Origin of the sequence: Streptomyces sp. NPDC053367, assembly GCF_044545925.1 — a bacterium.
In the GTDB taxonomy this organism is placed as follows: Bacteria; Actinomycetota; Actinomycetes; order Streptomycetales; family Streptomycetaceae; genus Streptomyces.
In genome coordinates this window covers 116,249-141,771 of the sequence record NZ_JBITYN010000015.1, presented here as the reverse complement: position 1 = coordinate 141,771, position 25,523 = coordinate 116,249, and the positions used below count along the sequence as shown (strand labels likewise).

At 68.8% G+C, this 25,523-nt stretch carries 20 protein-coding genes and 2 pseudogenes; 17 read left to right on the top strand and 5 right to left on the bottom strand.

The features are described from left to right. Positions 1-82: 82 nt before the first annotated feature. Entirely contained in the window at positions 83-1,000 is a 918-nt protein-coding gene (locus ACIGXJ_RS34770) for an anti-sigma factor RsbA family regulatory protein (protein ID WP_399654278.1), read from the bottom strand. 32 nt (positions 1,001-1,032) lie between these two features. Further along, positions 1,033-1,797: an MEDS domain-containing protein gene (locus tag ACIGXJ_RS34765; protein ID WP_399654133.1), complete on the bottom strand. Its 765-nt coding sequence runs from the start codon at positions 1,795-1,797 to the stop codon at positions 1,033-1,035. 220 nt (positions 1,798-2,017) lie between these two features. Between ACIGXJ_RS34765 and ACIGXJ_RS34760 the strand changes: the two are divergent. The 3 genes and pseudogenes from ACIGXJ_RS34760 to ACIGXJ_RS34750 form a co-directional block, all read left to right on the top strand. After that, a pseudogene (locus ACIGXJ_RS34760) lies at positions 2,018-2,152 on the top strand (IS30 family transposase); the annotation flags it as partial. A gap of 94 nt (positions 2,153-2,246) precedes the next feature. Then, a pseudogene (locus tag ACIGXJ_RS34755) lies at positions 2,247-2,707 on the top strand (transposase); the annotation flags it as partial. Between the two features lie 301 nt (positions 2,708-3,008). Further along, the gene (locus ACIGXJ_RS34750) at positions 3,009-4,784 is read left to right on the top strand and encodes an FG-GAP-like repeat-containing protein (protein WP_399654131.1); all 1,776 of its coding nucleotides are present in this window, start codon (positions 3,009-3,011) and stop codon (positions 4,782-4,784) included. 301 nt (positions 4,785-5,085) lie between these two features. On the opposite strand, the gene ACIGXJ_RS34745 is transcribed toward ACIGXJ_RS34750, so the two are convergent. The 3 genes from ACIGXJ_RS34745 to ACIGXJ_RS34735 all read right to left on the bottom strand — a co-directional run bounded on the left by ACIGXJ_RS34745 (position 5,086) and on the right by ACIGXJ_RS34735 (position 8,437). Next, entirely contained in the window at positions 5,086-5,838 is a 753-nt protein-coding gene (locus tag ACIGXJ_RS34745; RefSeq protein WP_399654128.1) for a hypothetical protein, read from the bottom strand. A gap of 485 nt (positions 5,839-6,323) precedes the next feature. Continuing rightward, entirely contained in the window at positions 6,324-6,908 is a 585-nt protein-coding gene (locus tag ACIGXJ_RS34740) for a hypothetical protein (RefSeq protein WP_399654125.1), read from the bottom strand. Between the two features lie 458 nt (positions 6,909-7,366). Beyond that, on the bottom strand, positions 7,367-8,437 hold the full coding sequence (locus ACIGXJ_RS34735; RefSeq protein WP_399654122.1) for an endonuclease I family protein: 1,071 nt from the start codon (positions 8,435-8,437) through the stop codon (positions 7,367-7,369). A gap of 860 nt (positions 8,438-9,297) precedes the next feature. Between ACIGXJ_RS34735 and ACIGXJ_RS34730 the strand changes: the two genes are divergently transcribed. From ACIGXJ_RS34730 to ACIGXJ_RS34665, 14 genes are read left to right on the top strand one after another with little or no spacing between them, the layout of a single operon-like run. After that, a complete protein-coding gene (locus ACIGXJ_RS34730; RefSeq protein WP_399654119.1) occupies positions 9,298-12,276 on the top strand; it encodes a DUF4157 domain-containing protein in 2,979 nt (992 codons plus the stop codon). Between the two features lie 55 nt (positions 12,277-12,331). Further along, entirely contained in the window at positions 12,332-14,464 is a 2,133-nt protein-coding gene (locus ACIGXJ_RS34725; protein ID WP_399654117.1) for an ATP-binding protein, read from the top strand. 3 nt (positions 14,465-14,467) lie between these two features. Beyond that, positions 14,468-15,304 carry a Pvc16 family protein gene (locus ACIGXJ_RS34720; RefSeq protein WP_399654115.1) on the top strand — a complete coding sequence of 279 codons (837 nt, stop codon included), beginning with the start codon at positions 14,468-14,470 and terminating at the stop codon, positions 15,302-15,304. Positions 15,305-15,331: 27 nt separating this feature from the next. Beyond that, entirely contained in the window at positions 15,332-16,483 is a 1,152-nt protein-coding gene (locus ACIGXJ_RS34715) for a phage tail sheath family protein (protein ID WP_399654113.1), read from the top strand. Between the two features lie 16 nt (positions 16,484-16,499). Continuing rightward, on the top strand, positions 16,500-16,940 hold the full coding sequence (locus tag ACIGXJ_RS34710; protein ID WP_399654110.1) for a phage tail protein: 441 nt from the start codon (positions 16,500-16,502) through the stop codon (positions 16,938-16,940). Positions 16,941-16,945: 5 nt separating this feature from the next. Next, a complete protein-coding gene (locus ACIGXJ_RS34705; protein ID WP_399654108.1) occupies positions 16,946-17,308 on the top strand; it encodes a hypothetical protein in 363 nt (120 codons plus the stop codon). 32 nt (positions 17,309-17,340) lie between these two features. Beyond that, positions 17,341-17,463 carry a hypothetical protein gene (locus ACIGXJ_RS34700; RefSeq protein WP_399654106.1) on the top strand — a complete coding sequence of 41 codons (123 nt, stop codon included), beginning with the start codon at positions 17,341-17,343 and terminating at the stop codon, positions 17,461-17,463. Further along, positions 17,460-18,470 carry a DUF4157 domain-containing protein gene (locus ACIGXJ_RS34695; RefSeq protein WP_399654104.1) on the top strand — a complete coding sequence of 337 codons (1,011 nt, stop codon included), beginning with the start codon at positions 17,460-17,462 and terminating at the stop codon, positions 18,468-18,470. The genes ACIGXJ_RS34700 and ACIGXJ_RS34695 overlap by 4 nt, the downstream gene beginning before the upstream one ends. A 1-nt stretch (position 18,471) precedes the next feature. Further along, the gene (locus ACIGXJ_RS34690; protein ID WP_399654102.1) at positions 18,472-19,251 is read left to right on the top strand and encodes a LysM peptidoglycan-binding domain-containing protein; all 780 of its coding nucleotides are present in this window, start codon (positions 18,472-18,474) and stop codon (positions 19,249-19,251) included. Then, positions 19,248-20,900, top strand: a complete 1,653-nt coding sequence (locus ACIGXJ_RS34685; RefSeq protein ID WP_399654099.1) for a phage baseplate assembly protein V — start codon at positions 19,248-19,250, stop codon at positions 20,898-20,900. Before ACIGXJ_RS34690 ends, ACIGXJ_RS34685 begins: the two co-directional genes overlap by 4 nt. A gap of 21 nt (positions 20,901-20,921) precedes the next feature. Further along, positions 20,922-21,299, top strand: coding sequence for a hypothetical protein (locus tag ACIGXJ_RS34680; RefSeq protein ID WP_399654097.1), 378 nt, complete (start codon positions 20,922-20,924; stop codon positions 21,297-21,299). Between the two features lie 12 nt (positions 21,300-21,311). Next, positions 21,312-21,716: a GPW/gp25 family protein gene (locus ACIGXJ_RS34675; protein ID WP_399654095.1), complete on the top strand. Its 405-nt coding sequence runs from the start codon at positions 21,312-21,314 to the stop codon at positions 21,714-21,716. Positions 21,717-21,723: 7 nt separating this feature from the next. Next, positions 21,724-23,802: a putative baseplate assembly protein gene (locus ACIGXJ_RS34670; RefSeq protein ID WP_399654093.1), complete on the top strand. Its 2,079-nt coding sequence runs from the start codon at positions 21,724-21,726 to the stop codon at positions 23,800-23,802. 11 nt (positions 23,803-23,813) lie between these two features. Further along, positions 23,814-25,496: a phage tail protein gene (locus tag ACIGXJ_RS34665; protein ID WP_399654090.1), complete on the top strand. Its 1,683-nt coding sequence runs from the start codon at positions 23,814-23,816 to the stop codon at positions 25,494-25,496. The last annotated feature ends 27 nt before the right edge of the window (positions 25,497-25,523 follow it).

Genomic DNA, 25,523 nt, shown 5'->3' with positions numbered 1-25,523 from the left:
TCTCGATCCTGCCATCGAAGCGTTCGTCCCGCACTGCGCATACCCGCGCATTGCTTTTTTGCCCCATCGGGTCAGACGAAGATCACTCGGGCAGTTGCGTGTGGAGCCGGATGGTCGTTCCCGCCTCCGGCGTGGAGCGGATCTCGACCAGGTCGCAGAGCTGGTGGGCGAGCCACAGACCGCGCCCGCCGATTTGCTTCACGGTGGGCTTCGTCCTCCCGGCCAAGGGGTCTTCGATGTAGCCGGTGTCCCGGAACTCGCACACGAGCCGGCGCTCTTCGCTCCAGGTGCGCAGCACGCCCTGCCCGCCTCCGTGCCGAATGCTGTTGGTGGCCACCTCTGTGGCAGCCAGATGCAGCTCCCGCAGACGACGGCCCCCCAGGCCGTGGCTTTCGGCGCAGGCTGCGATCTTCTCTCGCAAGGCAGGCAGATCACCGCGAGAGTAGAGCAATTCCTCGTAGGGATCACACGGGTCGGTAAGCGGCGTGAAAGCATACGGCGCTTGTGCGTCGTATTCCTCGCACTGAGTCGTACGGCCGTCCTTGCGCATCTCGGGATGGCAGCGGGCCATCTGCGTGAATGCTGTGCTGTCGTGGGTGACGTCGAAGGGGCACAGAAGCCACCAGGCCGGCCCCTGGGCGAAAGCCTTGTTCAGCAGCCACTCGTGGTAGCGCAGCTCCTGCGCTTCCGCCCGGCTGCGAACCTTGTCCCAGGGCGACTCCCCGATCCCGCGGACCGGCCGACCGTCCGAGATGTGCTCGCGCAGCCAGTCCTGCCAGGCTCCGATGAGACGGCCAGGGTGGTGCGCCACCGCGCTGGTGTCGACGTAGCGAACGGTGTCGTCCTCGCCGATCTCGCCGCGCAGCAGGGTGGTCTTGTCGTGCGGGACCGCGACGACGACGGCCTCGCCGTTGTCCAGAGCGTCTTGGATGAAACTCGCAGTGCCGTGGACGAACTCGTCCTTGCCGGAGTACGGGTACAACTCGTGCCGGTACCGCATATCACCCGCGGTTGCGGAGTTGATGGAGGAGGTCACGGTGCGATCACCACCGGGATGTCGGGGACCGCGAAGCCGGACAGCTCCCAGGCGAGCCGTACGGTCTCATTGGTGCCTTCCAGGATGACCTTACGGTCCGGAAGGTGCCTGGCGGCATCGGCCAGGGCGCTCATCCCGGCGGCGTCGAAGAAGTCCAGAGCGTGACACAGCAGGCGTACCGTCCTCGCCTGGGCGAGCAGCGTGCACAGGATGTCGCCGAAGACGGCGGCGCCGTCACTGTCGACGATCCCGTTCACTGTCCAGCCCTCCTGTCCCGTCCGGTAGACCCGGAACGCGGGCGGCACCACGGGCGTGCCCAGGTGATGGGGGTGCAGGCAGCCGATCTGCTGCAGGGAGGGCAGATCCCAGTCGGCGGCGCTGTAGGCACACAGGACCATGGACCCGGTGTCAGCGGCGAACTCCTCGAGAGCGAGTTCGCTGCGCAACAGGTCCTCCGTGTGAGACGGGCGCCGGGTAGGACCGACATGGTGCAGGACGCGAAGCGCCCGGAAACCCTCCCGTTCGGCATCGGCGGCCTCGCGGCGCACCGTGGCGAGGAGGGATCCTTCCCACCGGGCTTCGTCGAGGACGAACGGCGCGAACTCGCTGCCTGCCCGGACAGCGGGGCTGACGATCACCACTTTGTCGCCGTAGAGGGCTCCGTCCGCGAGGAAAGCCCGGCTCCGGTCGACGACGTCGTCGGCGGGATCAATGACCTGACAGACATGATCACCTGTGTCGACCTGCTCCAGGGTCGCCATACTCCGCGGCGTTCTCACCACTTCGCCCTTCCTTTGCTCACACCACCATATCGAAGCACGGCGCCCTCAAGTGATCAATGCACCACCTTCGGACAATCATTTGATCGTGGAGGCGTAGGTGCGTGCCTACGGGTTTTCGCCAGCTCAGCAGGGCGAGATCTGGAGACGCTGGCGCGAGGGGCAGCCGTTCAGCTTGATCGGGCGGGCACTCGGGGCGCCAATGCAGTACGCCCGTCGTGCCCTGTACCAGAGCGGCGGGGTCCGCCTCATCCCGCGCACGCGGTCAGAGCGGCATCTGAGTGGCAGCGAGCGCGAGGACATATCCCGCGGCATCGCCGCCGGCGAATCGGCCCGGCAGTCGGCCGAGCGGCTGGGCCGATCCGCTTCGACCGTCTCCCGAGAGATCGCCCGCAACGGCGGCCGCGACCGCTACCGAGCCGTCTCGGCCGATGCGGCCGCCTACGGGCGTGGGCACCGGCCCAAGCGGGCCAAGCTTGCCAACAGCCTGCCCTACGCGCCCTGGTGGAAGCCAGGCTGGCTCTGTGCACACGGCCGTCATCTACGTGCTCGTCAGCGGCTGCGCCTGGCGCGCCTTGCCGCCGTGCTTCGGGACATCGAAGTCGACCGCCCACCGCAGGTTCCTGATCTGGTCCAGAGCCGGCGTCTGGGGCCGCCTGCACGAGGCAGTCCTGCACCGGTTGGAAGACGCCGGCCTCATCGACGTCACCCGCGTCGTCCTCGACACCGCCCACGTCCGGGCTATGAAGGGGGCGACACACAGGTCCGAGGTCCGGGACCGGGGTAAGCCGGATCCAAGATACACGTCCTGTCGGACGCGAACGGACTGCCCCTCCTCGTCGGAATCTCCGCGGGCAACACCCACGACAGCGAAGGGCTGGAACCCCTGATCGAGGTGCTGTGAGCCGGACGAGCCATTCCAAATGCTGACGGTGTGTCCGGGAACGAGGACAAGGCGTCCAAGATCATTGCGTGACGAATAAGACTGCACGCCCTCAGGGCGATCCGGCCGGTGTGAAGCGCGGGTGGAACCGGGGGTCCAATACACCCAGCGTACAGAAGGGCCCGGCATCGCAAAGGGCTACGGCTAGACTTGCCGATCTTGTTGACTGTCCGCTCGAACTCGCGGCCGAACCTGGCGAGATAGCGGCGCTCCGGCTCCCAGGCGGACTCGAAGAGGGAGGGAAGCAGCCATGCTGAGACGCAGGGCATTCATGATGCTGCTTGCACTACTGGTCACACTCGGGGCCGTGCAGTCGGCCGTGGCGGACTCACCATCGCCGAGCACGGCGCCAGTGGTGCGGTTCCTGAGCTACAACATCTGTGGAAACAGCATTGAAACGAAGGACTGTTCGCTCACCCGCGAATTGACAGAGCGGCGCGAGAAGGTGGTGGGCGAGGCCCGTGCTTGGAAGGCGGACCTGGTCTTCCTCCAGGAAGTCTGCCGCCAGCAGTACGACGCCGTGGCCGGAGCTCTCGCGGCCGACGGTTACGCCGGGTACTTCGTCTCGACCCTCGGCAAGCGCTCAGGTCTTTGCGAGATGGGTGGCGCGACCGGCGACTACGGCATCGCCGTCTTCGCCAAGGGCGCCATCACCGGCGGCACGGGCGTGGCGATTGACCCGGACGATGCCTACACCTCCACGTACTCCGGCCCCGAGAAGTGGTACGCGGCCTGCGTAGAGGCCAGTATCCAGTCCATCAAGACCCGGGCCTGCTCCGTGCACCTCTATCCCCAGTACGCGAAGGACTCACAGGGCAACCCCATCCCGCAGGACATCAACGCCCGTCAGGCGAAGAATCTGGCCGCGGATCCGTGGCTGAACGCCGGCACGCCTGTCGTGCTGGGCGGCGACTTCAACCCCGTGAACCGCAACGGCGGGGGCAGGGCCCAATCGCCACGGTCCTCGGACCTCGACCCCTTCTACCGGCCCGCCCTGGGGGGAACCGGCAGGTTCATCGAAGCCGACGAGACGGACAGCGACTTCTTCGACGCCGGCTGCAAGACCGACCCGCTGCCGGCGAGCTGCCGGTCGGGAGAGTTCACCCACAGCTCATGGAGCGCCGGGACCGAGGCGAAGCTCGACTACATCTTCGTGGACGCCGCTCGGTTCAAGAACGTCGCGGCCGACGCACAGCCCCGCGACAGCCGGATCTCGGACCATTACCCCTACCGCGGAGCTGCCACGTTCAGCCACTGCAACAACGGGGCGGATGGCAAGGCCGACATGCTGCGTCGCGACGCAGCAGGCGACCTGTGGCGGCACTTCGGCCGAGCGGACGGAAGCCTCGCCGCTGATCCGTGCAAGGTCGGCGCCGGCTGGTCGATCATGAAGCGCATCGCGAGGGCCGGGGACGTCGACAAGGACGGCGACGAGGACCTGTACGGCATCGACGGTGCCGGCGACCTCTACTTCTACCCGGGCGACCCCACGGAGCTGTTCTTCGCGGCGCCTACCAAGGTCGGCTGGGGCTGGGGAGGGGTGGACGCCCTGATCGCAAACCCTGACATGGACGGTGACGGCAACCCCGACCTGATCGCCCGGTTCACCGACGGCAAGCTCTACCGCGTCCCCACCAAGCCTGACGGCTTCCACAAGCCAAAGGTCGAGATCGGGAACGGGTGGCAGATCTACGACACGGTCCTCGCCTCGGGCAACGTCGGCGGCGACAGTGCCCCTGACGTCCTCGCCCGGAACTCCGCCGGTGACCTGTTCCTCTACACCGGCAAGCCGGACGGCACGCTCAATGCGCCTGTCAAGATCGGCTGGGGCTGGAGCATCTACAACACCGTCCTCGCGCCCGGAGACGTCAATGGTGACGGCAAGCCCGACTTGTTGGCCCGTAAGCCGAGCGGCGACCTCTACCTCTACGCAGGAACTGGCGATGCCACCAAGCCGTTCATCAACCCGGCCTCGGACGCAGACCGAGCTGGATGGGGCTTCCCGGCCGGCGACTTGATCTTCTGAACAGGACACACATCGGCCCTGTCGGGCTGCAAGGAGCCATGCCATGGCAGCCCCGACACCGTGGCCAGGCGGCAATGCGCCCCTGCCGGCGCCGACTCCGACGCCCTGCCATACGGTGCCCCCGTCACCAGGAATCTTCGAGATCTGCACGGGGGCACCGTCGTATGCACCAGGTGCCCGTACCGGGTCCGGGTATCACCGTCGGAAAAGAAAGTGAACGGACACCCGTGCACCGAGCCACGGCCCACCGTGCACGAGGCCGAAGGGTGATACGAGGGCGCTGGGGTGGCTTGCCCTCGGGTCAGGGCCGCCCGGCCTCCGCCAGGACGGTGAGGACCCTGCGGGTCTTGCTCTCCGGGAGGTCCGCGATGACGACCCCGCGCTCCTTCACCGTCTCCTCCAGCCTCCGCTGCTTGCGCTCGGCCCGCGCCTTCAACTCCTCGGCGCTCTCTCCCGCCTTGGGTTTCACCCGGAGCGAGACCTCCAGGAACTCCAGGCCGGCGACCCTCCATGCCTCCAGATCGACCTTCAGGTCGTCGAGCTCGACGTCGTCGGCCTTCGTGGAGAGGACCGGACCGAGCGCGACCAGCCCGTCGAGCCGGATGTCGGGTGCGCAGACATCCAGGAACTGGTCCTGCACCGCGTCGATCCGTGCTGCGGGATCGCCTCCGGGCTGGACGGCGCCCAACAACGCGCCCTGGGGATGGTCGTGGACCAGCGAGGCGGCCAGCACCCGGCGGTCCGCCGACCAGTCCTCCTCGATCCGGTACGTGAACGGCGTGGCGTCGAAGGGGCCCTCGAAGCGGCCGACCAACTGCTCCCGCGTGGACGGCCGCAACTTCACGGTCAAGTCGTCCGGACCGCTGCCGATCCTGAACCGTATGATCACACCCCCGTCCAGCAGGGGCACCCGGCCCTCGGCGACACCGGCCCGGTCCTCCGCGAACCAGACCCGGCGCGTCAGCAGTGCACCGCCCGTCCCGCGGAGGGCCGAGAGCGCCACTGCGACGTCACCCTCGACATTGACCTTGATCTCGATCGGCAGCAGGTCCATGACATCGCTCCTGCTCGCTTCCCGATGGGGGCATTCCATGGTATGCACACCGCCCTGCGGGCCGCAGCGCGACTCCTGAGCAGCGTGACGGGGCGACGGCTCCGGCGGTGTCGCTCGACCCGGGCATCTACGGAATCGAGCAGATCCCCGGCCGGCGAGTTTCCGAACTCCGGGTCACACAGGAGGGGGTGGTGGACTTCGACGCGGCCCACGACGCCTTCCTCGGGGGCGCGGAACTTCCTCACTCGTCATGCGCGGCTTACCCGTCACGCTCGACGAACGCACACTCTCCCATGATCTGGAGGCCTTTCTCCACGGCAACACGGCGCGGTTGGAGCGGGGCACGAGCCACGAGCTGAGACTGCTACCAGCCGGGAGTTACGGATTCGTGCCCGGGCCACGGGTCGTGGTGCCGCTGTTCGACGTGGACGTGAGCGGGGCTGTGCGCCTGACCGAAACAGTGCAACGGTGAGGCGGTGGGTACGTCAGCGGACGGCACGCCGGTCGTGACGATTCGTGGGTTCAAGGTCGCGATCGACGGCCAAGCCCTCTCCAGCGACCTCGAAGTCTTCCTGAACGGCAACTCCCAACGACTTTCCCGTACCAACATCAACGAACTGGTCCTCATCCCCGCACAGGGGTACGGCTTCGTCCCCGGCCCTCGCGTCGTCGACCCCGCCTTCGATCTCGACCCCGACGGCACCTTCATCACCACCTCCGCAACCGCCCAATGCGCCACCACCAGCACCGCATCCGACGGCACCCCCCTCCTCACCATCCAAGGATTCAAGGTCACCATTGATGCGCGGGACCTTTCCCATGGTCTTCGGCCGTTCCTCAACGGCGACGACACGGTGCTCACGCGCTCCGCTGTCCATGAACCGACCCTGATACCCGCTCAGGGCTACTTGTTCGTCCTGGCCCGGGGTGTCGCGAATCCACGGTTCGGGGTAACCCTCGATGGACGGCTGACCATCCCGCCCGAGCACGCCGGATACGCCGAGGTCGCTGACCGGACTCTCACCATCCGCGGGTTCAAGGTCACCGTCGACGCCCGCGCGCTCTCCCATGACCTCACGCCCGAGCTGCTCGGCTGGTCGGCGGGCCCGCTGTCTCGCGTGTCCGACTCTACGGAATCACTGTCAGCACCGCGTCATCCTGACGTCATCGGAGCCCCGGGGGGCCGCTCAGCGACGGTGGCGTCCGATGCGTATGAGTGGTGCAGACAACCGCCGACGACATCGGCGCTTACCGGAACCATCCTCGAAGAACGTTCCGACGCCGGCAGTCCCGACCCTGTCATGCGGCCAGTGCCGGACGTCGTTCGGCTCGTACTTGGTCGTCCACTCCCGCAGCCACTCCGGTCAGGTCACGGCGCACACCATTCGCGCCGTGACCTGGGGGTCCGCTGCTGGTTTCCCACCCCAGCGGCCGCTGTCCCCCAGTATCCGCGGCTACCCCGGCGACAGGGCCGTGTCCGTCGAGTCGCCGCGGATGCCAGAAGGTCTACCGGGCCCTGGGAGCGGTCTCAGGGCCAGACACCTGCGAAGTCGATCTCGCGTGCCCACTCGGGATGGTCTATGAGTGGATTCCGGTTGCCCTGGATCTCCGCGATGGCGGCATTGCGGTGCCGTTCGTACTCGGTGACCGCCTCACGCTCGTGCCACTCCAACAGGACCGGCAGTCGTTCCTCGGGGAACTCGCGTTCGGCGTCGCCGACCTGGCCCGGATAGCGGAGGAGGAAGTACAGGGTCGCACGGGCGACCGCGCCCTTGCCCTCCTGTGGTTCGAATCCTGTGCGCTCGCGCATTCCGCAGGCGTCCCGGACCGTTTCGTCGAAGTCGGGGAAATCGAAGTACGGGAAGTTGCCCCGGTAACTATTGCACCCCACCTCGCATGCGAACAGATGATGCAGGTCCCCCCGCATCGGCTCCTTCTTAGCGAACCACGACTGCGGCACCACGTGCTCGCAGTTGAACGGCATGGACGCCTCCAGCGCGTCGAACTCCGCCTCGAACTCGGCCGGCCCCGCGGTGCTCTCCTGCAACAGCAGTTCCTGCACTCGGGCCAGCCGGGCCTCCGCCACGGCCGCGTCCGCCCGGATGAGCTCTTCGGGGGAGAAGTCCCTGCCGGAGTAGATGCTGCGCAGTCGGCCGTCCTTGTGCAGGTCGACCCACGGGTACACCAGTCTCATCGGCTTGTACCTGGGCTGGGGCTCGTGGGTCTCCGTCAGCAGCGTGGTCAGCGCACGGCGCAGCGCGTCACCGTCGCCGGTACCGACGCCCGCGTAGTACGCGTCGCGTGCGGCGCTGTCCGCGGTCCGGTCGTAGTAGGGACGCTCCCGTGCGAGCCGGTTGTTGGTCAGGGCCGCGTCGACGTCCTTCTCGACCGCTGACACGATGTCCGCCCGTCCGGCCGGGGATGGCTGCGGTACCGCCTTCAGCGTCGGTGCAGGCACGGGCAGCTGGGCAGGGAAAGCGGGCTGCGCGAACAAGCGGGTGTCGACGGCGACGGTGATCCGCAGTGGGACGGTGAGCTGAGCGGTGCCGTCGGCCGCGTGCGACTGCTCCTGCGCCTGCACTGGTGAGCCGTCGGTCACCGGTCGAGGAGACGCGCCGTTGTGGGCGGGCACCGCGATGGCGCTCTCCGTGGGAGACGGGGTGAGTCCGGTGGTGAACGCGCCCGATCAGGCGCTCCAGCCCCAGCACTTCGCTGGTGAACGTCTCCGGAGGCAACTGCAGGGTACTTCCCACGCTGCTGGCAGGTTCCGTCGGCGTGTGCTCGATCGCCCGGGCCATGGCCCAGTCGGCGCCGAGACGCGCCAGCCGTTTCTCGACGCGCTCGGGAGTGTCCGCGTACAGCGGGCCGCGCGCCTCGATGACGGACTGGTTCCGTTCCCGCCGTTCGGTTTGGTTCGCATAACGTGCCGCGGCCATCGTCAGCTGCGACAGATAGTCCGACTCTCGTTCGGAAGCGAGCTCCGCCGTGGCCATGATCCGCCTCCCGGCCTGTGGTGATTGTGGCGGTGGTGTCTGAGACACGATTTCTTCTGAGGCAGGCGGGACGGCGTTCTGCTGAAGGCGTCGGCTCTGCCGGGGATGCGCGCGCAAGACGAGAGGCGCAGCGCTCATGTTCGCAAGGTGCTTCCTAATCCTGAATATTTGCAGATGTGTGAGATGCGCGCAAAGGCCGTCGCCGAATCTGCCGACGGGTCAGGCTCTGCACGCGTCACCGACAGCCGTCCCGATACGATTCACTTCTCGGCCGTGGGACAGCGGCGAGGAAGTCGTCGGCCACGACGGGAAGTTGCAGCTTCTGTCACGCGCTCTGGCCGCGTCCGGCATGCCTGGTCGACAGTCTCATCACGGCGTTGATCCGTATTGCGGCCCCTATCCGGGCGACCTACGCTGGAAGCGTCCATTGCCTCCCAGGGTCACGAAAGCAGACGGGTGACCCCCCATGACCGAGCATGTGACCAAGTCGCCGTCGCTTGCCGTACGAAGCGACACCCCGCAACCGACGACGGAGCGGGCGCGCCCGAGGCAACCCGGCGATCTTGCGCCGTACGAGGCGCACTCCGTCCCACTGGGTCTCCCGGCCACCGGGCATGAGTTCCTGCGGCTGTCACCGTCCGGCGTCGGCAATCAAGGGGTGGGTGCGTTCCTGCGCCGCGAGCGGGAGTGCCGCACGAGCTCCAGGCATCCTCCTGGGCCCGTACGGCACCCACCGCCAGGTCCGGGCAGCCCGCTCACCCCGTCGCTCAGAGCCGGCATGGAGGCTCACCTGGGGGCGGATCTGTCGCAGGTGCGGGTGCACACCTCCCGCAGCGCGGCGGAATCGGCGCGCGCCCTCCACGCACGGGCGTACACAGTGGGGCAGCACATCACCTTCGCGGCGGGCGAGTACCGGCCGTCGGATGCGGCGGGGCAGCGGTTGCTCGTGCACGAACTGGCGCACACGGTGCAGCAGTCGCGCGGCGGGTCGGCTCCGGCCGGTTCCGAACGCATCGAACGGGAGGCCGCCGCCAGCGCCCGCCGCTGGAGTGCGGGCGGTGGCGGCGCACCGGTCACGGAGGGCTCGGCGGTCGGTGTCGCCCGGGAGCCGGACGGTACGGGCGACAGCGGAGCCGAAGCGCAGGACTCCCTCGGTTTCCTCGGGGATCTGGCCGTCGACACGGTTGCCGGATTGATGGTGGGAACGGGCCCCCAGCAGCAGATGCTCAAGGCCGCCCTGATCGGATTCGCCGCGGAGCTGGGGAGGCAGGTGTCGGACCGGGAGATCAGGGAGGCGATCAAGGCAGGCCTCAAGGAGCTGAACACCCAAGAGGGTCGCGACCAGATGGCCGCCGCGTACTGGGCCGGTGCGGTCGCCGGCTTCGTCAGCCCGGCCACCGACCTGCTTGGCCTGGCCGTCCTGGCGGAGCACCTGCGGGGCTTCCTCCAGAACCTCGCCGTCGGGGCGCTCAAGGGCGAGACACAGCTACAGAAGGACGCGGAACTTCTCTACGGCGACCTGTGCGCCCTGCGGGACTCCGCCTTCGCCACGCTGAAGCAGACCCTGACGAAGGACCCCGCGCAGCTCTTCGGTGTCGTCAAGCTCTACGAGCACCTGGAGAGGTCCGCGGTCCGGGAAGCCGGGGTTGCCGGCCGCCGGGGGGCGCACAAGGTCGTCCGGGCCTTCACGGCGCAGGAGTCGGACGTCCCGCCCGAGACCGTCAAAGACATCGTGACCACGCATACCGAGGCCGAGAAGGCGGGCGCCGCCAGTGCCGTGACCGGCAAGATGTCGCGGTTGCAGCGCGCCACGTTCCATACTCGTCCGGCACGCATCGGCTACGACGTGGGGGAGGCCGTCGGTGCCGTACTGAGCAACGTGCTGGTGGCGGTGTTCACCGAGGGCGTCGGAGCCGCCATCACCGAGATCGCCGAAGGGCTGGGTCGCGTCGCGCCCATGCTTGCTCGCGCCGCTGAAGCCCTCGCCGAGATCGGCAGAGCCGTCTCGGCCGTCGAGCGCGCGATCGGCCTCGTGATCGCGAAGACACTGGAGAAGATCAAGGCGATCGGCACCACCCTGCTGAAGCCCTTCGTCGAGTTGCTGGGGCGCTTGCAGCACTTCCTGCAGGACCTCAAGGCGGTGACGGCGCGGCTGGAGACGGCCCTCGCCCACGGCGGCGCCGGCACGGCAGTGCAGAAGACGGTACCCGCAGCCACCACGAGAACGGTCGAGGCCGCAGCGCCCAAGGCGCCGAAGCCACCGGGGCCGGCGGCCGACCGGGGCGGCAACGTCGTGGACCTGGACCAGGCTCGTGCCAGGCGCGCGGCCAAGGGGAAGGGCACGCAGCCGGCCAAGAAGCCCACCCGGCGGGGCACGGCACCGGCTGAGCGTCGGCCGCACAGCGAGACCGGTTCCGCAGCCGAGCCGGCCACCTCCCACGGCGAAGCGCATCCCCAGAGCGGGACCCTGCCCGCGGCCCGGCAGGCCGAGATCGATGTACCGCTCAAGGCGACGGGCACCACCGGCCCCGTCGCCGGCCCCCCGCGCGCGGGCGGGGCGCCACGCGGCGGCGTCAAGACACCCAGCCCCCGCGGCACTGCCGGACCGCAGCGGTCCGCCGTGCCCAGCACCACCCGGGCCCCCAAGAAGCCCCGTAGCGCCGCGAAACCCCCCGAGCGGAAGGGCGGGCCCAGCGCCGATGAGGGGGCGATCATGAAGCCGGTGATCGACAGGGTCGAGCGCGTATCGCCCATCAGAAGCGACCACGACGCCGCGTTCTTCATCGACCACGAGCTGATCAGGGCGAAGCCTGCACGCATGTCCAAGGTCATGCAGCAGGAATGGGACGACTACGTCCGCTACGCCCGCAAACGCGCCAACGACATAGGCAAAGCCGCACTCGCCGGTGACAGGCTGCCCGCCCCGCCCCGGACCTTCGCCAATTTCCGGGAGGCCTATCCCCGCGGCCACCCGTTGCGCAACACGATCCGAGGAACCGAGTTCGACGAGAAGGTCACCGATGTCTTCCTGGAGGAGGTCGACCCCGGCCGCATCACGTCCGTGAAGGCGCAGCATCACATCTCCCCTGCACGAACGGGAGGCCGGCTGACCCGGCCCGACGTGCTGTTCCCCGACGGCGAGGCCTGGACCGTCGTGTCGAACAAGTCCCGCCAGGAGATGGCGAGGATGAAGCCGCCGACGGCCAGGGCTCAGGTCCGAGCCGATCTCCAGGAGGCCTACGACCGGTACACCGGAGCCCAGTACCTGCGCCGCACCGGGGACAAGGTGCAGATCAACAGGGTGTGGCTGATATACGACGGCGCTCATGTGCCGGTCCACCTGCGCCCCGCGATCAAGGCGGAGGTGGCGCACTACCAGCTTGCTCACGGTCTCAAGGGACTCGTCTTCCGGGTCGGCTTCCTCGACTCGCCGCACACACCATGAACCGCCCCCGGCCGGTATGACGCCTCGTTCCGCCGAGATGCCATTGGAGGCCCATATGTCCGATGTCCTGACGGGCTCCCCTCGCCTCGTCGCACTCGCACGCCTCGACGGGATGCTGACACAGGCCGTGGCCACCATGGCGGCCGAGCAGGCCGAGGACGAGGCGACGGACATCGTTCCCGGCCTGCATGTGAGCGCCGCTCATGCTCGGCGTCTGCTGCGGACACCCCCTGGGAGGCCGCGGCCCGTCGCGGCCGGGGCGCACCCGCCGCAACCCTCCTGGGACGACATCACCCGCCACCACGAGGGGTGGGCCTGGCTGCGCAGCCGATACGGCCTGTCGGACCTCGAACTCGACCTGGTCCTGATGGCGTTGGCACCGGAGGCGGACCTGCGCTACGAACAGGTCTACGGATTCCTCCAGGACGACCTGAACCGCAGGCGACCGCTGGTGGGCCTGGCCATGGACCTGCTCACCGGCACCGCCGAGGAACGGCTCGCAGGCCGGGGTGCTTTCGGCTCCGGCGCGCCGCTGACCGAGCACCGCATCCTGACACTCGTCCCCGACCCCCGGGCCGTCGAGCCACCGCTCCTCGCCCATGCCATGGTGCTCGACGAACAGATCGTGGACGTCCTGCTGGACCAGCACGGACTGGACAAGAGACTTGCCTCCTGCTGCCGGCTGGAGGTGCCGGCACCGCTGACCGCACCAGCACAGGTGGTCGGGCCCGGCGACGCAGGTCACGGCCCGATGAGGCTGTACGTGCGGGGCCCGGCCGGTGCCGAACGGAGGCGGCCCGCCCGCGACCTCGCTGCCGGACACGGCGTCCCTCTGCTGACCGTGGAGACCGCCCTGCTGCCCGACGACGCGGAACGAGCGGCGACACTGCTCGCTCTCGCCTTCCGTGAGGCGTCACTGCTGGGAGCGGTGCTGTGCGTCGACGACCTCGAAGGTCTCGGTCGGCCGCTCGGCGAGCACGTCGTACGGACGCGGACGCTGGAAGACCTGTTGGCCGGACACGACGGCGACGTCCTGATCACCGGGACGCGGGACTGGGTGCCGCAGGGCCGGCACGCACTGGGAGTCGTGCAGATTCCTGTCGTCCGTCTCGGATTCGTCGAGCGGCGCGCTGTATGGGAGGAGGCGCTCGCCGCCCAGGGCGTCACCGCGGACCCGGCCGATCTTCACGATCTCGCCGCCCGCTTCCGGCTCGGCCCGGACCGGATCGCCGACGCCGCCCTGACTGCTGTCGGCGCCGCGCGCCGACGCGCCACCGCCGAGCGCCTGCCGGGCCGTCAGCCCCAGCCGACCCGGACCGAACTGTTCGCCTCGGCACGCGGGCAGAGCAGCCACGCACTGGACACTCTGGCGCACCACCTCCAGCCCGCGTACGGCTGGGGCGACATCAAGCTGCCCACGGACACGGCCGCCCAACTCGCCGAGCTGCGGGACCGGGTCGCGTGCCGGCACCGGGTCATGGACGAGTGGGGCTTCGCAGCGGGGCTGACCCGAGGCAGAGGCATCGGCGCCCTGTTCAGCGGGCCTCCCGGCACCGGCAAGACGATGGCCGCGGAAGTGATCGCCCACGAGCTCGAGCTCGACCTGTTCCGGATCGACCTCTCCACCGTCGTGAGCAAATATGTCGGTGAGACCGAGAAGAATCTGGAGCGCATCTTCACCGCGGCCACCGACAGCGACGCCATCCTGCTCTTCGACGAGGCGGACGCGCTGTTCGGCAAACGCTCCGAGGTGCGGGACGCGCACGACCGCTACGCCAACATCGAGATCTCCTACCTGCTCCAGCAGATGGAGCGGTACGAGGGCCTGGCGATCCTGACGACCAATCTGCGCCGCAACCTGGACGAGGCGTTCACCCGGCGGCTTGCCTTCGTCATCGAGTTCCCGTTCCCCGGCGCGGCGGACCGCGAGAGGATCTGGCGGGCCTGCTTCTCCGACACTGCACCGCGCGCAGCCGATGTGGACTTCGGCCGACTGGCGCGTGACTATCCGCTGCCGGGCGGCAGCATCCGGAACGTGGTCCTGCACGCCGCCTTCCTGGCGGCCGCCGAGGGCTCGCTGATCGGAACGCCGCACCTGGTGCGGGCCGTACAGCGTGAGTTCCAGAAGACGGACAGGGTCATGCCCGGGAGAGAAACGGAACAGCACGACGTCTTGGATCGGAGCTGAGCCGTGTTCCATGATCTCGATGCGACGCTCAGGACTCTGCTCGCCGACGGGCAGGCACCCGATCGCCTGCGGGAGGCGGACGTCAGCTTCGTCACGCCCGACAGAGACTTCAAGCCGGCACAGGACACCGTAAACCTCTTCCTGCACGACCTACAGGAGAACCGGGTGCTGCGGGAGCAGGCACCCTTCCTGGAGGAGGTGGAGGGCGACGGAATCCGTAGCCGGCGTCCGCCCATGCGCGTGGACTGCACCTACCTGGCGACCGCCTGGTCGCACAAGGCCGGCGCGGTCAAGGCGGAGGACGAACACCGGCTTCTGGGCCAACTGCTCTTCTGGTTCAGCAGGTTCCCTGTGATCGACGAGCGGTTCCTGCAAGGCGCTCTGTCGCAGCCGCCTCGGCTCTTCGCACTTCCTTCCTCAGTGGGTCAGTCGAAGGACGGCGCGGGCACGGGACAGTTCTGGACCGCGCTGGGGGTGCCTCCGCGGCCCTCGCTGTCGTTCACCGTGACGATTGCCCTCGGGCCCTTCGAGGAGCCTGAACTGCTGCCCCGGACCACGGACCTCCGCGTGGAACAGGCATCGCTCGACCAACCCGCGCTCCAAGGCCGGGTGTTGCGGGCGCAGGATGGCATCGCCCTGCCGGTCGAGGGCGCTCACGTGACCGCGGTGGGGACCGACCAGGTCGTCACGACAGGCCACTCGGGCGAATTCTCCTTCGTCGGGCTGGACTTCGGGCCGCACACCCTCCTGGTCCAGCTGATCGGCAGTCCCGACATCCGCACGGAGGTGGTGTACCGGACGGACCGCCAGGTGCACAACGTGCTCCTTCCCCAACCTTGACGCATCGCACGAGGCCAGGAGGCTTCGATGACCGACTTCCAGACCAAAGCACCAGGTGTCCACCTGGAGGAGATCAAGGCCGTAGGGCCGATCGCGGGGGCGGGAACCAGTACGGCGGCCCTGATCGGCACGACCAGAGAGATCGCGGAGGCGGACCTGGGCAAGCCGGTGGCGGTCACCAATTGGACTGCGTACGTGAGCCGGTTCGGCGAATTCGGGACCGAGCCGCCCACCCCGACCCTGCCGCACGCCGTGCGGGGGTTCTTCCAGAACGGAGGCACCACGGCCTACATCGTGCCCGTGCAGGACATGACCGGCCTCGGTGACGCCCTGACCGCGCTCACCCGCACCCTGGACGTCAGCATGGTGTGCCTGCCCGGCATCACCGACGCCGTGCTGCAGAAGACGGTGATCGACCACTGCCAGGAGATGGGCGACCGGATCGCGGTCCTGGACGGGGCGCGCGATGAGGCGGCGCCCCAGAACATGGAGCCGGTCAGGACACAGCGCGAAGGACTGGTGACAGACCGCGGGTTCGGCGCCCTGTACTGGCCGTGGATCCGCATCAGCGACCCAGGCGCGCCGGCGGACGAGCCCGCACTGATGAGCGTGCCCCCTTCGGGACACATCGCCGGTGTCATGGCGCGCAGCGACAACGAACGCGGGGTGCACAAAGCGCCCGCCAACGAGCCCGTCCGCGGAGCCGTCGATCTGGAGGTCCCTCTCAATGACGGAGAGCAGGCCCAGCTGAACAACCTCGGCATCAACGCCCTGCGGGTCTTTCCGGGCAGCCCGCCGATGGTGTGGGGTGCACGCGCGCTGTCGAACAACACAGCATGGCGGTTCGTCAACGTACGCCGACTCATGGCGTACATCTCCGACTCATTGCTGCAGGGCCTGCGCTGGGCGACGTTCGAGCCGAACAACACAACACTGTGGAAGAAGCTGGAACGTACGGTCACGGAGTTCCTGACCCGTGTGTGGCAGTCCGGCGCGCTGTTCGGCGAGACCGCTGCCGAAGCCTTCTATGTCAAGATCGACGAGGAGCTGAACCCCGCCCCGGTCCGGGATCTGGGCCAGGTGTTCATCGAGATCGGTGTGGCACCCACCAGGCCCGCCGAGCACGTCGTCATCCAACTGGGCCTGTGGTCCGGCGGCGTTCGCGTCAACGAGGGTTAGCAGGAAGGACCGAGAAATGCCTCAGACAGGCCAGCGGGTCGACCCCTTCCGCAACTTCAACTTCCTCGTGGAGCTGGACGGCATCGCCCAGGCCAGTTTCACCGAGTGCAGCGGGCTGGGCTCGACCACCGACGTGGTCGAGACCCGGGAGGGCGGCGACAACACCACCGTGCGCAAACTGCCCGGCAAGACCAGCTACTCCGACATCACGCTCAAGTACGGCATCACCCCGTCGAAGGAGCTGTGGGCCTGGCGCCAGAGGGTGGTCGAAGGGGATGTGGTCCGCAAGAACGGATCCATCGTCGTGTTCGACCTGAGCAATCACACCGAGGTCGCCCGCTGGAACTTCGTCAGCGCCTGGCCGTCCAAGTGGGAGGGGGCGTCGCTCAGCGCCAAGGGCAACGACGTCGCCATCGACACTCTCGTGCTGGCGCACGAGGGCCTCACCCGGGTGTGACGCCGATGCTGGTCACGGAGGTCGAGTTCCAGCTGCCGAAGGGGTACGTCGACGACGCCGGGAACCTGCACCGCGACGGTGTGATGCGCCTGGCGACGGCCGCTGACGAGATCTACCCCCTGAAGGACCCACGCGTACAGGACTGGCCCGCCTACCTGATCGTCCTGCTCCTGTCCCGGGTGGTGACAAGGCTGGGGGGAGTGCCGGACGTCACTCCTGGAGTGATCGAAGGGTTGTTCTCCGAGGACCTGGCACATCTTCAGGACCTGTACAACCGCATCAACGGCCTGGCCCCGGCCATGGTGACCGTCCGCTGCCCGCACTGCGGCCGCGACCACGTCACGGAGGCGCCACAGCCGGGGGGGTGAGGGGCTACCCCCTGGCTCGGGTCCGCCAGGAGGTGGCCTTTCTGGGACGCCAGGTCCACTGGACCCTGACCGAGTTGCTGGACCTCGACCACCAAGAGCGGCTGCGCTGGGTGCGTGAGGTCGCCCGCGTACTGGAAGGAGAGGGCCGATCATGACGCAGGACAACGGCATGGTCCCCCTGAGCCCGCCGAGCCTGGGTGAGCGGCTGGACCTCCGGGGGCGCCGTCTCCACACGCGGCTGCTCATGCCCCTGCCATGGGCCGGTTCACTGCGGTTCCTGCTCGACAGGGTGACGCGCCTGGGAGGTTACGTCGGCCGGTTCGACCGGATCGACGCAACGCCCCGGCACGCGCAGCCCGTGCCCGCCCGCGGCTGGGCCGCCCTGCCCGGACCGGGGCCCCGGCTCCCCTCGGGACCGCGCTGGCCCTCCTGGGCCGGTGGCGTACCGCCGCCCGGGCAGGCGGGGGCGGGCGAGGGGCGCCGACCGCATCCCGCGGACGGCATCGACGACGTGGCTGCACCGGTGGACTCCCCGTCCGTGCCGCTGCCCGCCGCCGCCCGGTCCCGGCTGCGGGAGGTCGCCGGAGACGGGGCGGACGCGATGCGGATCCACGACGACGGTCCCGCCGACGGGTTCGCACGTGCCCATCGGGCCGACGCCGTGACGGTCGGCCGGGACGTGTACTTCCGGCACGGAAGCTACCGGCCAGGGGAGGAGAGCGGTCTCGCGTTGCTGGCCCACGAGGCCGTCCATGTCAGGGCACTCCTGCAGCCGGGTGCCGCATGGCGCCGGGCGACCGGTGCGGCGGTGCGGGACGAGGAGTCTGCGGCCCGTGCGGTGGAACGGTCGGTGCTTTCGGCCGAGTTCCCGCCCGCTTCGGGTGAACGGTTCGCTCCGGTCGCTGGCGCCGATCCGGTCCCCGCCACGCCGGTCCGGGGCGCGAGCGCGGTGCCGGAAGGGGAGAGAGCGACGCACCCGACCGGCCGCGAGCGGCCTGTGCCGGACACGGCCGCCGCCCGGCCACTGGCGGCCCCGACCGGCCGGGGCACGACCGCGGGGTCACGCCCCGCTCCGGCGGAGCTGGACGTACAGGCGCTGCGCCGTGACCTGGTCAGTGATGTGATGCGCCGACTGCGCACCGAATTCGAGCGCGGAGGCTGATGTGCCGTCCACCCCGTCCCCGTTCGCACCGGTGCCCGCCGGGGCTTCGGTCAGCGCGGCCCTGGCCAAGGCGGAGATCATCAACACGTCCTCGGGTGAGAGTTTCTCCGTGATGTACAACCCGGAGGAACTCAAGCTGGAACAGGGCAACAATTTCGCCGAGGTCGGCATACCCGGCCTGGACAACCCGCCCGTGCAGTACGTGCGTGGCCGGGCCCGCACGCTCAGCATGGAGCTCTTCTTCGACACATATGAGCGCGGCGAGGACGTACGCGGGTACACCGGCCCGATCGTCCGGCTGCTCGACAAACAGCCGCAGACGCAGGCTCCGCCGGTCCTGGTGTTCTCCCTGGGCACATTCCAGTTCCGCTGCGTCCTGGTGGATGCCGGACAGCGGTTCACCATGTTCCTGCGGGACGGTACCCCGGTGCGGTCCAGTCTGGCGGTGCGCCTGCAGGAATTCGTACGGGTGGGAGTCGAGGTGGAGCAAGGCGTCTTCTTCGGCTCGCCGACCGCCTCGGGCCTCGTCAACCGGGCCGCGGGTGCGGCAGGGGAGGCAGTGGGGGCGGGGGCCGGGCAGCCCTCGGTGCACCTGGTCGTGCGGGGCGACACGCTCAGCGGCCTGGCGGGGTCCTACCTCGGCGATCCGGCTCTCTGGCGGGACATCGCCCTGGCCAACGGCATCTCGGATCCCTTCGCGCTGGAACCGGGCACTCGGCTGATGGTCCCGGCACGTCGACCGGGTGGGCCCTTGCGGCCGCGGTCAAGGGCGGCACCATGACCGCATTCTCATACGCCCCCCGTTTCGAAGTGCGCATCGCCGGACTGACCATGGCCTCCGACGTGGCCGACCGGATTCTGAGCCTGACCGTGGAGACCAGCCTGGATCTGGCGGGTTCCTTCAGCTTCGTGCTGCGTAATCCCGACAACCGGCTGCTGGACTCCCCGCTGTTGGATCTCGGCAAGACGGTCGAGATCCACCTCGGGTACGGCAACGAACTGGAACCCGCGTTCCTCGGGGAGATCGCCGCCGTTGAGCCGTCCTTCCCGCAGAGTGGTGCGCCGACAGTCCAGGTCTCCGGCTACGACAAGTCGCATCGCATGCGCCGATCCCAGGTGGAACCGACCGAGTACGCGTTCCTCAACGACAGCGTGATCGCCGCCCGCATCGCAGTGGAGAACGGACTGATCCCGGTGGTGGACCCCACGCCCGGTATGCGGGAGAAGGTCGTCCAGGTCGAAGGCGACATGGCATTCCTCAAGTCGCTCGCCCAGCGCTACTTCTTCGATGTGTACGTCGAGTGGGACCGGCTGCACTTCCAGTTCCCGCGCCCGCAGACGGCCGTCCACGTCCTGGAGTGGGGCCGGAACCTGTCCGCCTTCGCACCGCGCATCTCCACAGCGGGAGTGACCGGAGTCCAGGCCGTCCGCGGGTACAACCAGGAGCTCGCCCAGACCGTCCACGCCATGGCGCTGGCCGCGGATCTGGACCCGGGTGATCTGCTCGAGCGGGTCGGCAGCTCGGCGGCGGAGCTGCTGACCCGGATGATGCGCAAAGGCATCCGCAAGCAGGCGGTGGAGAATCCGTTGGACGCGAAGGTCCTGGCGGAGTCCCTGCTGGCAGAGCTGCTCACGGGGACGTACGAGGGGACCGGATCCTGCGTCGGGGCGCCCGTCCTCGCGGCCGGCAGGTATCTGGAGATACGCGGTGTGGGGAAACGTTTCAGCGGAACCTATCGCCTGCGCAGGGTGACGCATCGCATCGACGACGGAGGTTTCACCACCGAGTTCGCGATCAGCCAGCGCGGACAGTCCCATCTGCTCGGCATGCTGCGCAAACAGATCGTGGAAGAGCCGGCACCGAACCTTCCCGAGCGCTTCTACGGCGTGGTGCTCGGTGTCGTGCAGGACAACCAAGAGGTGACGGCCACACCTCCGAAGGCCCCGCTGGGCCGGGTGAAGGTGTCCTTCCCCGGCCTGTCCGATCGGTTCACCAGTGGTTGGGCGCCGTGCGTCCGCCCGATGGCCGGAAATGACATGGGGTTCTACGCCTTGCCCGAGCGCGGCGAACAGGTCCTGGTTGCCTTCGAGCACGGGGATCTGAGCAAGCCGTACGTCATCGGCAGCCTGTGGAACGCCGACCAGCCGCCGCCGACGACGAACGCCGACGGAGCGAACAGCAAGCGCGTCATCAAGAGCCGCGCCGGGCACCGCATCGTCTTCGACGACTCCGAGAAGGGGGGAGAAGTAGTCATCGAAGACGGCGGGCGGGGCAGCTCCATCACGCTGAGCGCCGACGGTTCACTCACCATCAGCGCCGCAGGCGATCTCACCATCACCGCCGGCGGCGAGATCACCCTGTCCGCAGCGACGGAGACGCCCGGCGGCACCAAGATCACCATGAGTGACCAGCACGTCGACGTCACCTGAGGAGGAACGGAGGAATCCCTGATGGCCACCACACACCTGGTCCTCACCACGGCGAGCACCATCACGTGCGGGAACGGGCTCCCGGAGGGCGCGCTCCCGCCTCCCGTCACCCCCGGGCTGGTGACGATCACCAGTACCGCGGTGCTCAAGGTCGACGGACATCCCGTGCTGCGAAGGGCGGACATCACGAGCGCCACGGCCATCAACTGCCTTGCCCCCTCACCCGCCAAGAAGTGCACCCGGGTCATGACCGTCACCGCCGGCGAGTCGACGAAGCTGAGGACCGGCGGGCTCGCCGTGATGCTCGACAGCCTCGTAGGCACCACCGATGGCACCCTGTCCCCGGCTCCGAACGGGCTGGGCGCCACGGGCGGCCAGACCACGCTGCGTTCCGCCTGAACGGAGACCGCCATGGAAACGGAGAACCCCAGGGAAGCGGACATCCACGGTCGAGGGCTGGCCTTCCCGATACGGTTGGGCCCGGCCGGCCTGGAGGAGTCCGCCGGGCTGCGCAAGATCCGGGAGTCGATCAGGATCATCCTGGGAACCCAGCACGGCGAACGCGTGATGCGCCCTGACTTCGGCTGCAACCTGGCACGACTGATGTTCGAGCCCAACAACGCCTCCACGGCCAGCCTTGCCCGTTACTACGTCGAGGAGGGCCTGACCCGCTGGGAGCCACGCATCGAACTCGTCCGGGTCACCGTGACGAACGACAGCGTGCGGGCGACCCTGCGCATCGACATCACCTACCGGGTCCGCGCCACACAGAGACCCGACACGCTCGTCCACACCCTCAACCTGGAGCGGACGTGATGCCGCGATGACCATGCACTCCCAGCGCGGCCGCATCCTGCCGCCGGACCTGGACGACCGGACCTGGCAGGACCTCGCGGCGGAGATGCGCGAACTGAGGAAGAAGTACACCGAGCGGTGGACGGACGACAGCCCGAGCGACATCGGCATGACGCTCATCGAGCTGTTCGCCTGGCTGGCCGAGGGCATCATCTTCCGGCTCAACCAGGTGCCGGAGAAGAATTACATCGCCTTCCTCAACCTCATGGGCATCACCCGCAATCCGGCCACACCCGCCGCCGCCTCCCTGACGTTCACCACCAGGGCGCCGTCGGTGGAGGTGCCCGCAGGTACCCAGGCGCAGACCGTAGCCACCGAGGGCGAGGCCCCCATCGTCTTCGAGACCGATCAGGACCTCACCGTTCTGCCCACACGCCTGACCACCGCCCTGCTCGTCACGCTTGACCAGGACAGCGGAGACGTTGTGTACGACGACGTCTCCGGCGACCTGGTCGGCACGCCGACCGGCAGACTGCTGGTGAACGTGTCCAGCGGTCTCATCACCCGCTTGTGTCTCGGCTTCGAGGAGCCGATCCCTCCCGGCACCGAGATCCTGCTCCGCCCGCGCCTGTACCGTCCGCTCCCTTCGTCCCCGGCGGGTGAGGTGACATGGACGCACTCCGTCGGCGAGGAGGCACCCGATGCCTGGCCCGGGCTGGCCCCGCCGAGCGGCCTCAGAACGCTGCGCGAGGAGCACGTGCGCCTGTCCGCACCGCAGGACTGGGCCCGGCAGAACCCGACCGTGCACTGGCCCGATGTACATGCGCGGAACAGCATCTTCAACGAGGAGCGCTTCTGGATCGGTCTGGGCATCGAGAACCAAGGCGAGGAGGAACTGCGGATCGGTCTGGGACGCGTGCTGTTCAACGCCGCCCCCGCTCATACGGCGCTGACGATCCGTTCCCCGGAAGTGCTGGGCACAAGCACCGGCGAACCGTTCCAGGTGTTCACACTGCGCAACCGGCCCCTGCACAAGCGGACCGATCCCAAGGCCCCCTACGCGGACCTCGTCGTGCAGGTCGGTCAGGGCATGCCACCCGTGTGGGAGACCTGGCAGCTTGTTCCAGAACTGCTGCCGGGAGCGGGCAAGGTCTACCGGCTCGACCCGGTGACCGGTGAGATCAGTTTCGGCAGCCATGACGACCGACGTCAGCAGGGCCGCGGATCCATTCCGCCGGCCGGTAGTCAGGTCAGGGCCGAGCGCTACCGGTTCGTCTCCTCGGGGACGTCGGGCAACGTGTCCCCGGGCCGGGTCGTGGTTCTGGGCACCAGGGTGGACGGAGCCATGCCCGCCGGTGTCGGCGGCGTGACCAACCTGGCCGCCGGCACCGACGGCTCCGACGAGGAGCCGATCGAGGAGAGCCTGCGGCGGGCCCCGGAAGAACTGAAGATCCGCGACCGGGCGGTCACGGCCGAGGACTTCGCCTTCCTGGCGCGCGAGGCGACCAGCGACGTACGCATCAGCCGCTGTCTGCCACCCCACCCGCCGAGCGGCCCACCCTGGACCTTCGGCGGCATCGATCGCGCGCCCGGCAACGTGAACGTCATCGTCGTACCCGACCAGGGCGAGCGGGTTGCCAGGCCCGAACCGCCGCCCGAACTCGTCGACATGGTACGGGGGTACCTGGACGAACGCCGGGACCTGACCGTCCGGCTGTTCGTGCACGGGCCGCGCTACCTGCCCGTGGTCACCGACGTGTCCGTGGTGGTGTGGCGGGAGGCGATACGTGCGGGGGTCGACCTCGATGCCGTCGAGACCGATGTGAGGGAGCGGATCGCCGCCTTCCTGCACCCGACCCGCGGAGGCACCACCGGCACCGGATGGGAGGTCGGCCAGCACGTGTTCAGCTCTGATCTCTTCCGTGCCGTCATGCCCGACGACCACGTGGGCTTCATCGAGCGGATCACCGTCGCGCCGGGCACCCCCGACTATCCGGGCGGCCGGCCGTTCAGGGACGCACCGGCCGGCGCCGCAGTACAGGTGGCGGACTACGAACTCGTCTGCGCAGGCCCGGCGACGGTGGACCGCCGAGTGGACGGCGACTGAGGAGGCCTGCCATGGCGGAGCCGCGTAGCAGCTATCTGCGTCACCTCCCCGCGGTGCTGTGGGAGGACGATCAGGCAGCCCCGGACATCTCCCTGGGCAGCATGCTCTGCCTCTTCGAGAAGATCCTCACCGGTATCCCGGACGGCGAGCCGATCGTGCACACACAACGATCGGACATGCGGGACGACACCCACCTCCATGTCTCGATCGCAGAGACGGTCGAGCACCTTCATCGCCTCTACGACCCGTGGCGCACCCCCGAGAGGTTCCTGCCCTGGCTCGCCTCCTGGGTCGCGCTGCGTTTCCCCGAACTCCAGGGCGAGCCGCTCTGGGACGAGTACCAGCAGCGCAAGGCCACCTCCGAGATCAGCCGGATCCACCGCCGCCGCGGGCTGCGCTCGGGCCTCGCCACGTTCCTGGATCTGTACTCCGTCGGCCGTGTCAGGCCCCGGGTCGCCGTGGACGACGGAACCTGCCTGCTGACGGTCCCCACGGACGCCGAAGCTCAGCTGCCCGCCGCACTGTCGACGTTCCGGCCGCTGGTCGAGGATGGAGAAGTGGTGCGCGAGGGGCTGATGCGACCCTGGTGCGTGGCCACCGGACCCGACGGCAGCCTCTTCGTCGGTGAGCGCGGCCTGCCCGAGCTCGCCGGGGTCGTGCACCACCGACGGGTGTGGCGGATCAGCGCAGCGGGGCGGCCCGACCTGGACGGCCCGGTCCCGCGGCCGCTGGTGCCCGAGATGAACCTGGCCCGGACCGTAGCCGTCGCCGTACGCCCAGAGACCGCCGGACAGCCAACGGAGGAGCTCTTCATCCTCGACCACAGCGGCCGCATCTTCGCCGTCCCCGCTCCCTACACCGCCGCCACGGTCCCGGAACTCGTGCGGCTACCGGGACCCGTCTTCCCGGTGGCGATGGCCGTGGACGACGCCGGTGACCTGCTGGTCCTCGACCGCAGGCTGTCCCCTCCGGAAGCGGCGACTCCCAGGATCTTCACCGTCCGCCCCGACGCGACCCCGGTCGGTGTGAGCGTGAAGGAACTGGACAACGCCCGGATCGCGGAGCCGCTGTCGCTTTTCGTCGAGCGTGACGGATCATTGCTCGTCGGCGACGGCGGTGACCAGGCCACGGCGCCTGAGGAGGGCGCGGGCGGCGGCAATCTCGTCCGGCTCGTGCGGGGTCCGCAGGAGTGGACGCACACACGCCTGCTGCCGGAGGACAACGCCCTGGTGGCTCCGACGGCCATCGCGCGACAGGACGACGGACGCCTCTTCGTGCTCGACGCCGGCCTCAAACCCTTCTGGCCGGAGTTCGCCGACGAGGCCTTCGTCCTCCTGCGGGCCCTGCCCGCATCGGTACGCGTGGTCGAGACGGACACCGCCTCGGTGCGACGAGTCACCGGGCCGGGGAGCTTCGTCAATCCCACCGGGATGGTGGTCGCCGGCGACCGGCTGGTGATCTGCGACCCCGGACCGATCGAGGCGATCGGCATGAACGAGAACACCTACCGGCCGAGAGTCCAGCCGTTCGAGATGAGTGTGGTCATCCACTTCTCCGCCGACCAGCTCTCCTCCGACGAAGCACAGCGCAAGCGGGAGATGAACCAGGCCATGGGCACCATCACGTCCATCGTCGGCCAGTACAAACCGGCACACTGTCGCTTCATCCGGGTGACCCGGACGCTCGGCGAGTGACGGTCACATCGAATGGCGATCCAGCAG

Coding starts and splice junctions, on each gene's coding strand:
- ACIGXJ_RS34770 (WP_399654278.1), bottom strand. CDS start 1,000: ATGCGGTACCGGCACGAGTTGTACCCGTACTCCGGCAAGGACGAGTTC.
- ACIGXJ_RS34680 (WP_399654097.1), top strand. CDS start 20,922: ATGGCCACCACACACCTGGTCCTCACCACGGCGAGCACCATCACGTGC.
- ACIGXJ_RS34750 (WP_399654131.1), top strand. CDS start 3,009: ATGCTGAGACGCAGGGCATTCATGATGCTGCTTGCACTACTGGTCACA.
- ACIGXJ_RS34675 (WP_399654095.1), top strand. CDS start 21,312: ATGGAAACGGAGAACCCCAGGGAAGCGGACATCCACGGTCGAGGGCTG.
- ACIGXJ_RS34695 (WP_399654104.1), top strand. CDS start 17,460: ATGACGCAGGACAACGGCATGGTCCCCCTGAGCCCGCCGAGCCTGGGT.
- ACIGXJ_RS34685 (WP_399654099.1), top strand. CDS start 19,248: ATGACCGCATTCTCATACGCCCCCCGTTTCGAAGTGCGCATCGCCGGA.
- ACIGXJ_RS34715 (WP_399654113.1), top strand. CDS start 15,332: ATGACCGACTTCCAGACCAAAGCACCAGGTGTCCACCTGGAGGAGATC.
- ACIGXJ_RS34745 (WP_399654128.1), bottom strand. CDS start 5,838: ATGGACCTGCTGCCGATCGAGATCAAGGTCAATGTCGAGGGTGACGTC.
- ACIGXJ_RS34730 (WP_399654119.1), top strand. CDS start 9,298: ATGACCGAGCATGTGACCAAGTCGCCGTCGCTTGCCGTACGAAGCGAC.
- ACIGXJ_RS34725 (WP_399654117.1), top strand. CDS start 12,332: ATGTCCGATGTCCTGACGGGCTCCCCTCGCCTCGTCGCACTCGCACGC.
- ACIGXJ_RS34765 (WP_399654133.1), bottom strand. CDS start 1,797: ATGGCGACCCTGGAGCAGGTCGACACAGGTGATCATGTCTGTCAGGTC.
- ACIGXJ_RS34670 (WP_399654093.1), top strand. CDS start 21,724: ATGACCATGCACTCCCAGCGCGGCCGCATCCTGCCGCCGGACCTGGAC.
- ACIGXJ_RS34665 (WP_399654090.1), top strand. CDS start 23,814: ATGGCGGAGCCGCGTAGCAGCTATCTGCGTCACCTCCCCGCGGTGCTG.
- ACIGXJ_RS34705 (WP_399654108.1), top strand. CDS start 16,946: ATGCTGGTCACGGAGGTCGAGTTCCAGCTGCCGAAGGGGTACGTCGAC.
- ACIGXJ_RS34710 (WP_399654110.1), top strand. CDS start 16,500: ATGCCTCAGACAGGCCAGCGGGTCGACCCCTTCCGCAACTTCAACTTC.
- ACIGXJ_RS34740 (WP_399654125.1), bottom strand. CDS start 6,908: ATGGGAGAGCGCGCGGGCGTCGACGGTGACCTTGAACCCGCGGATGGT.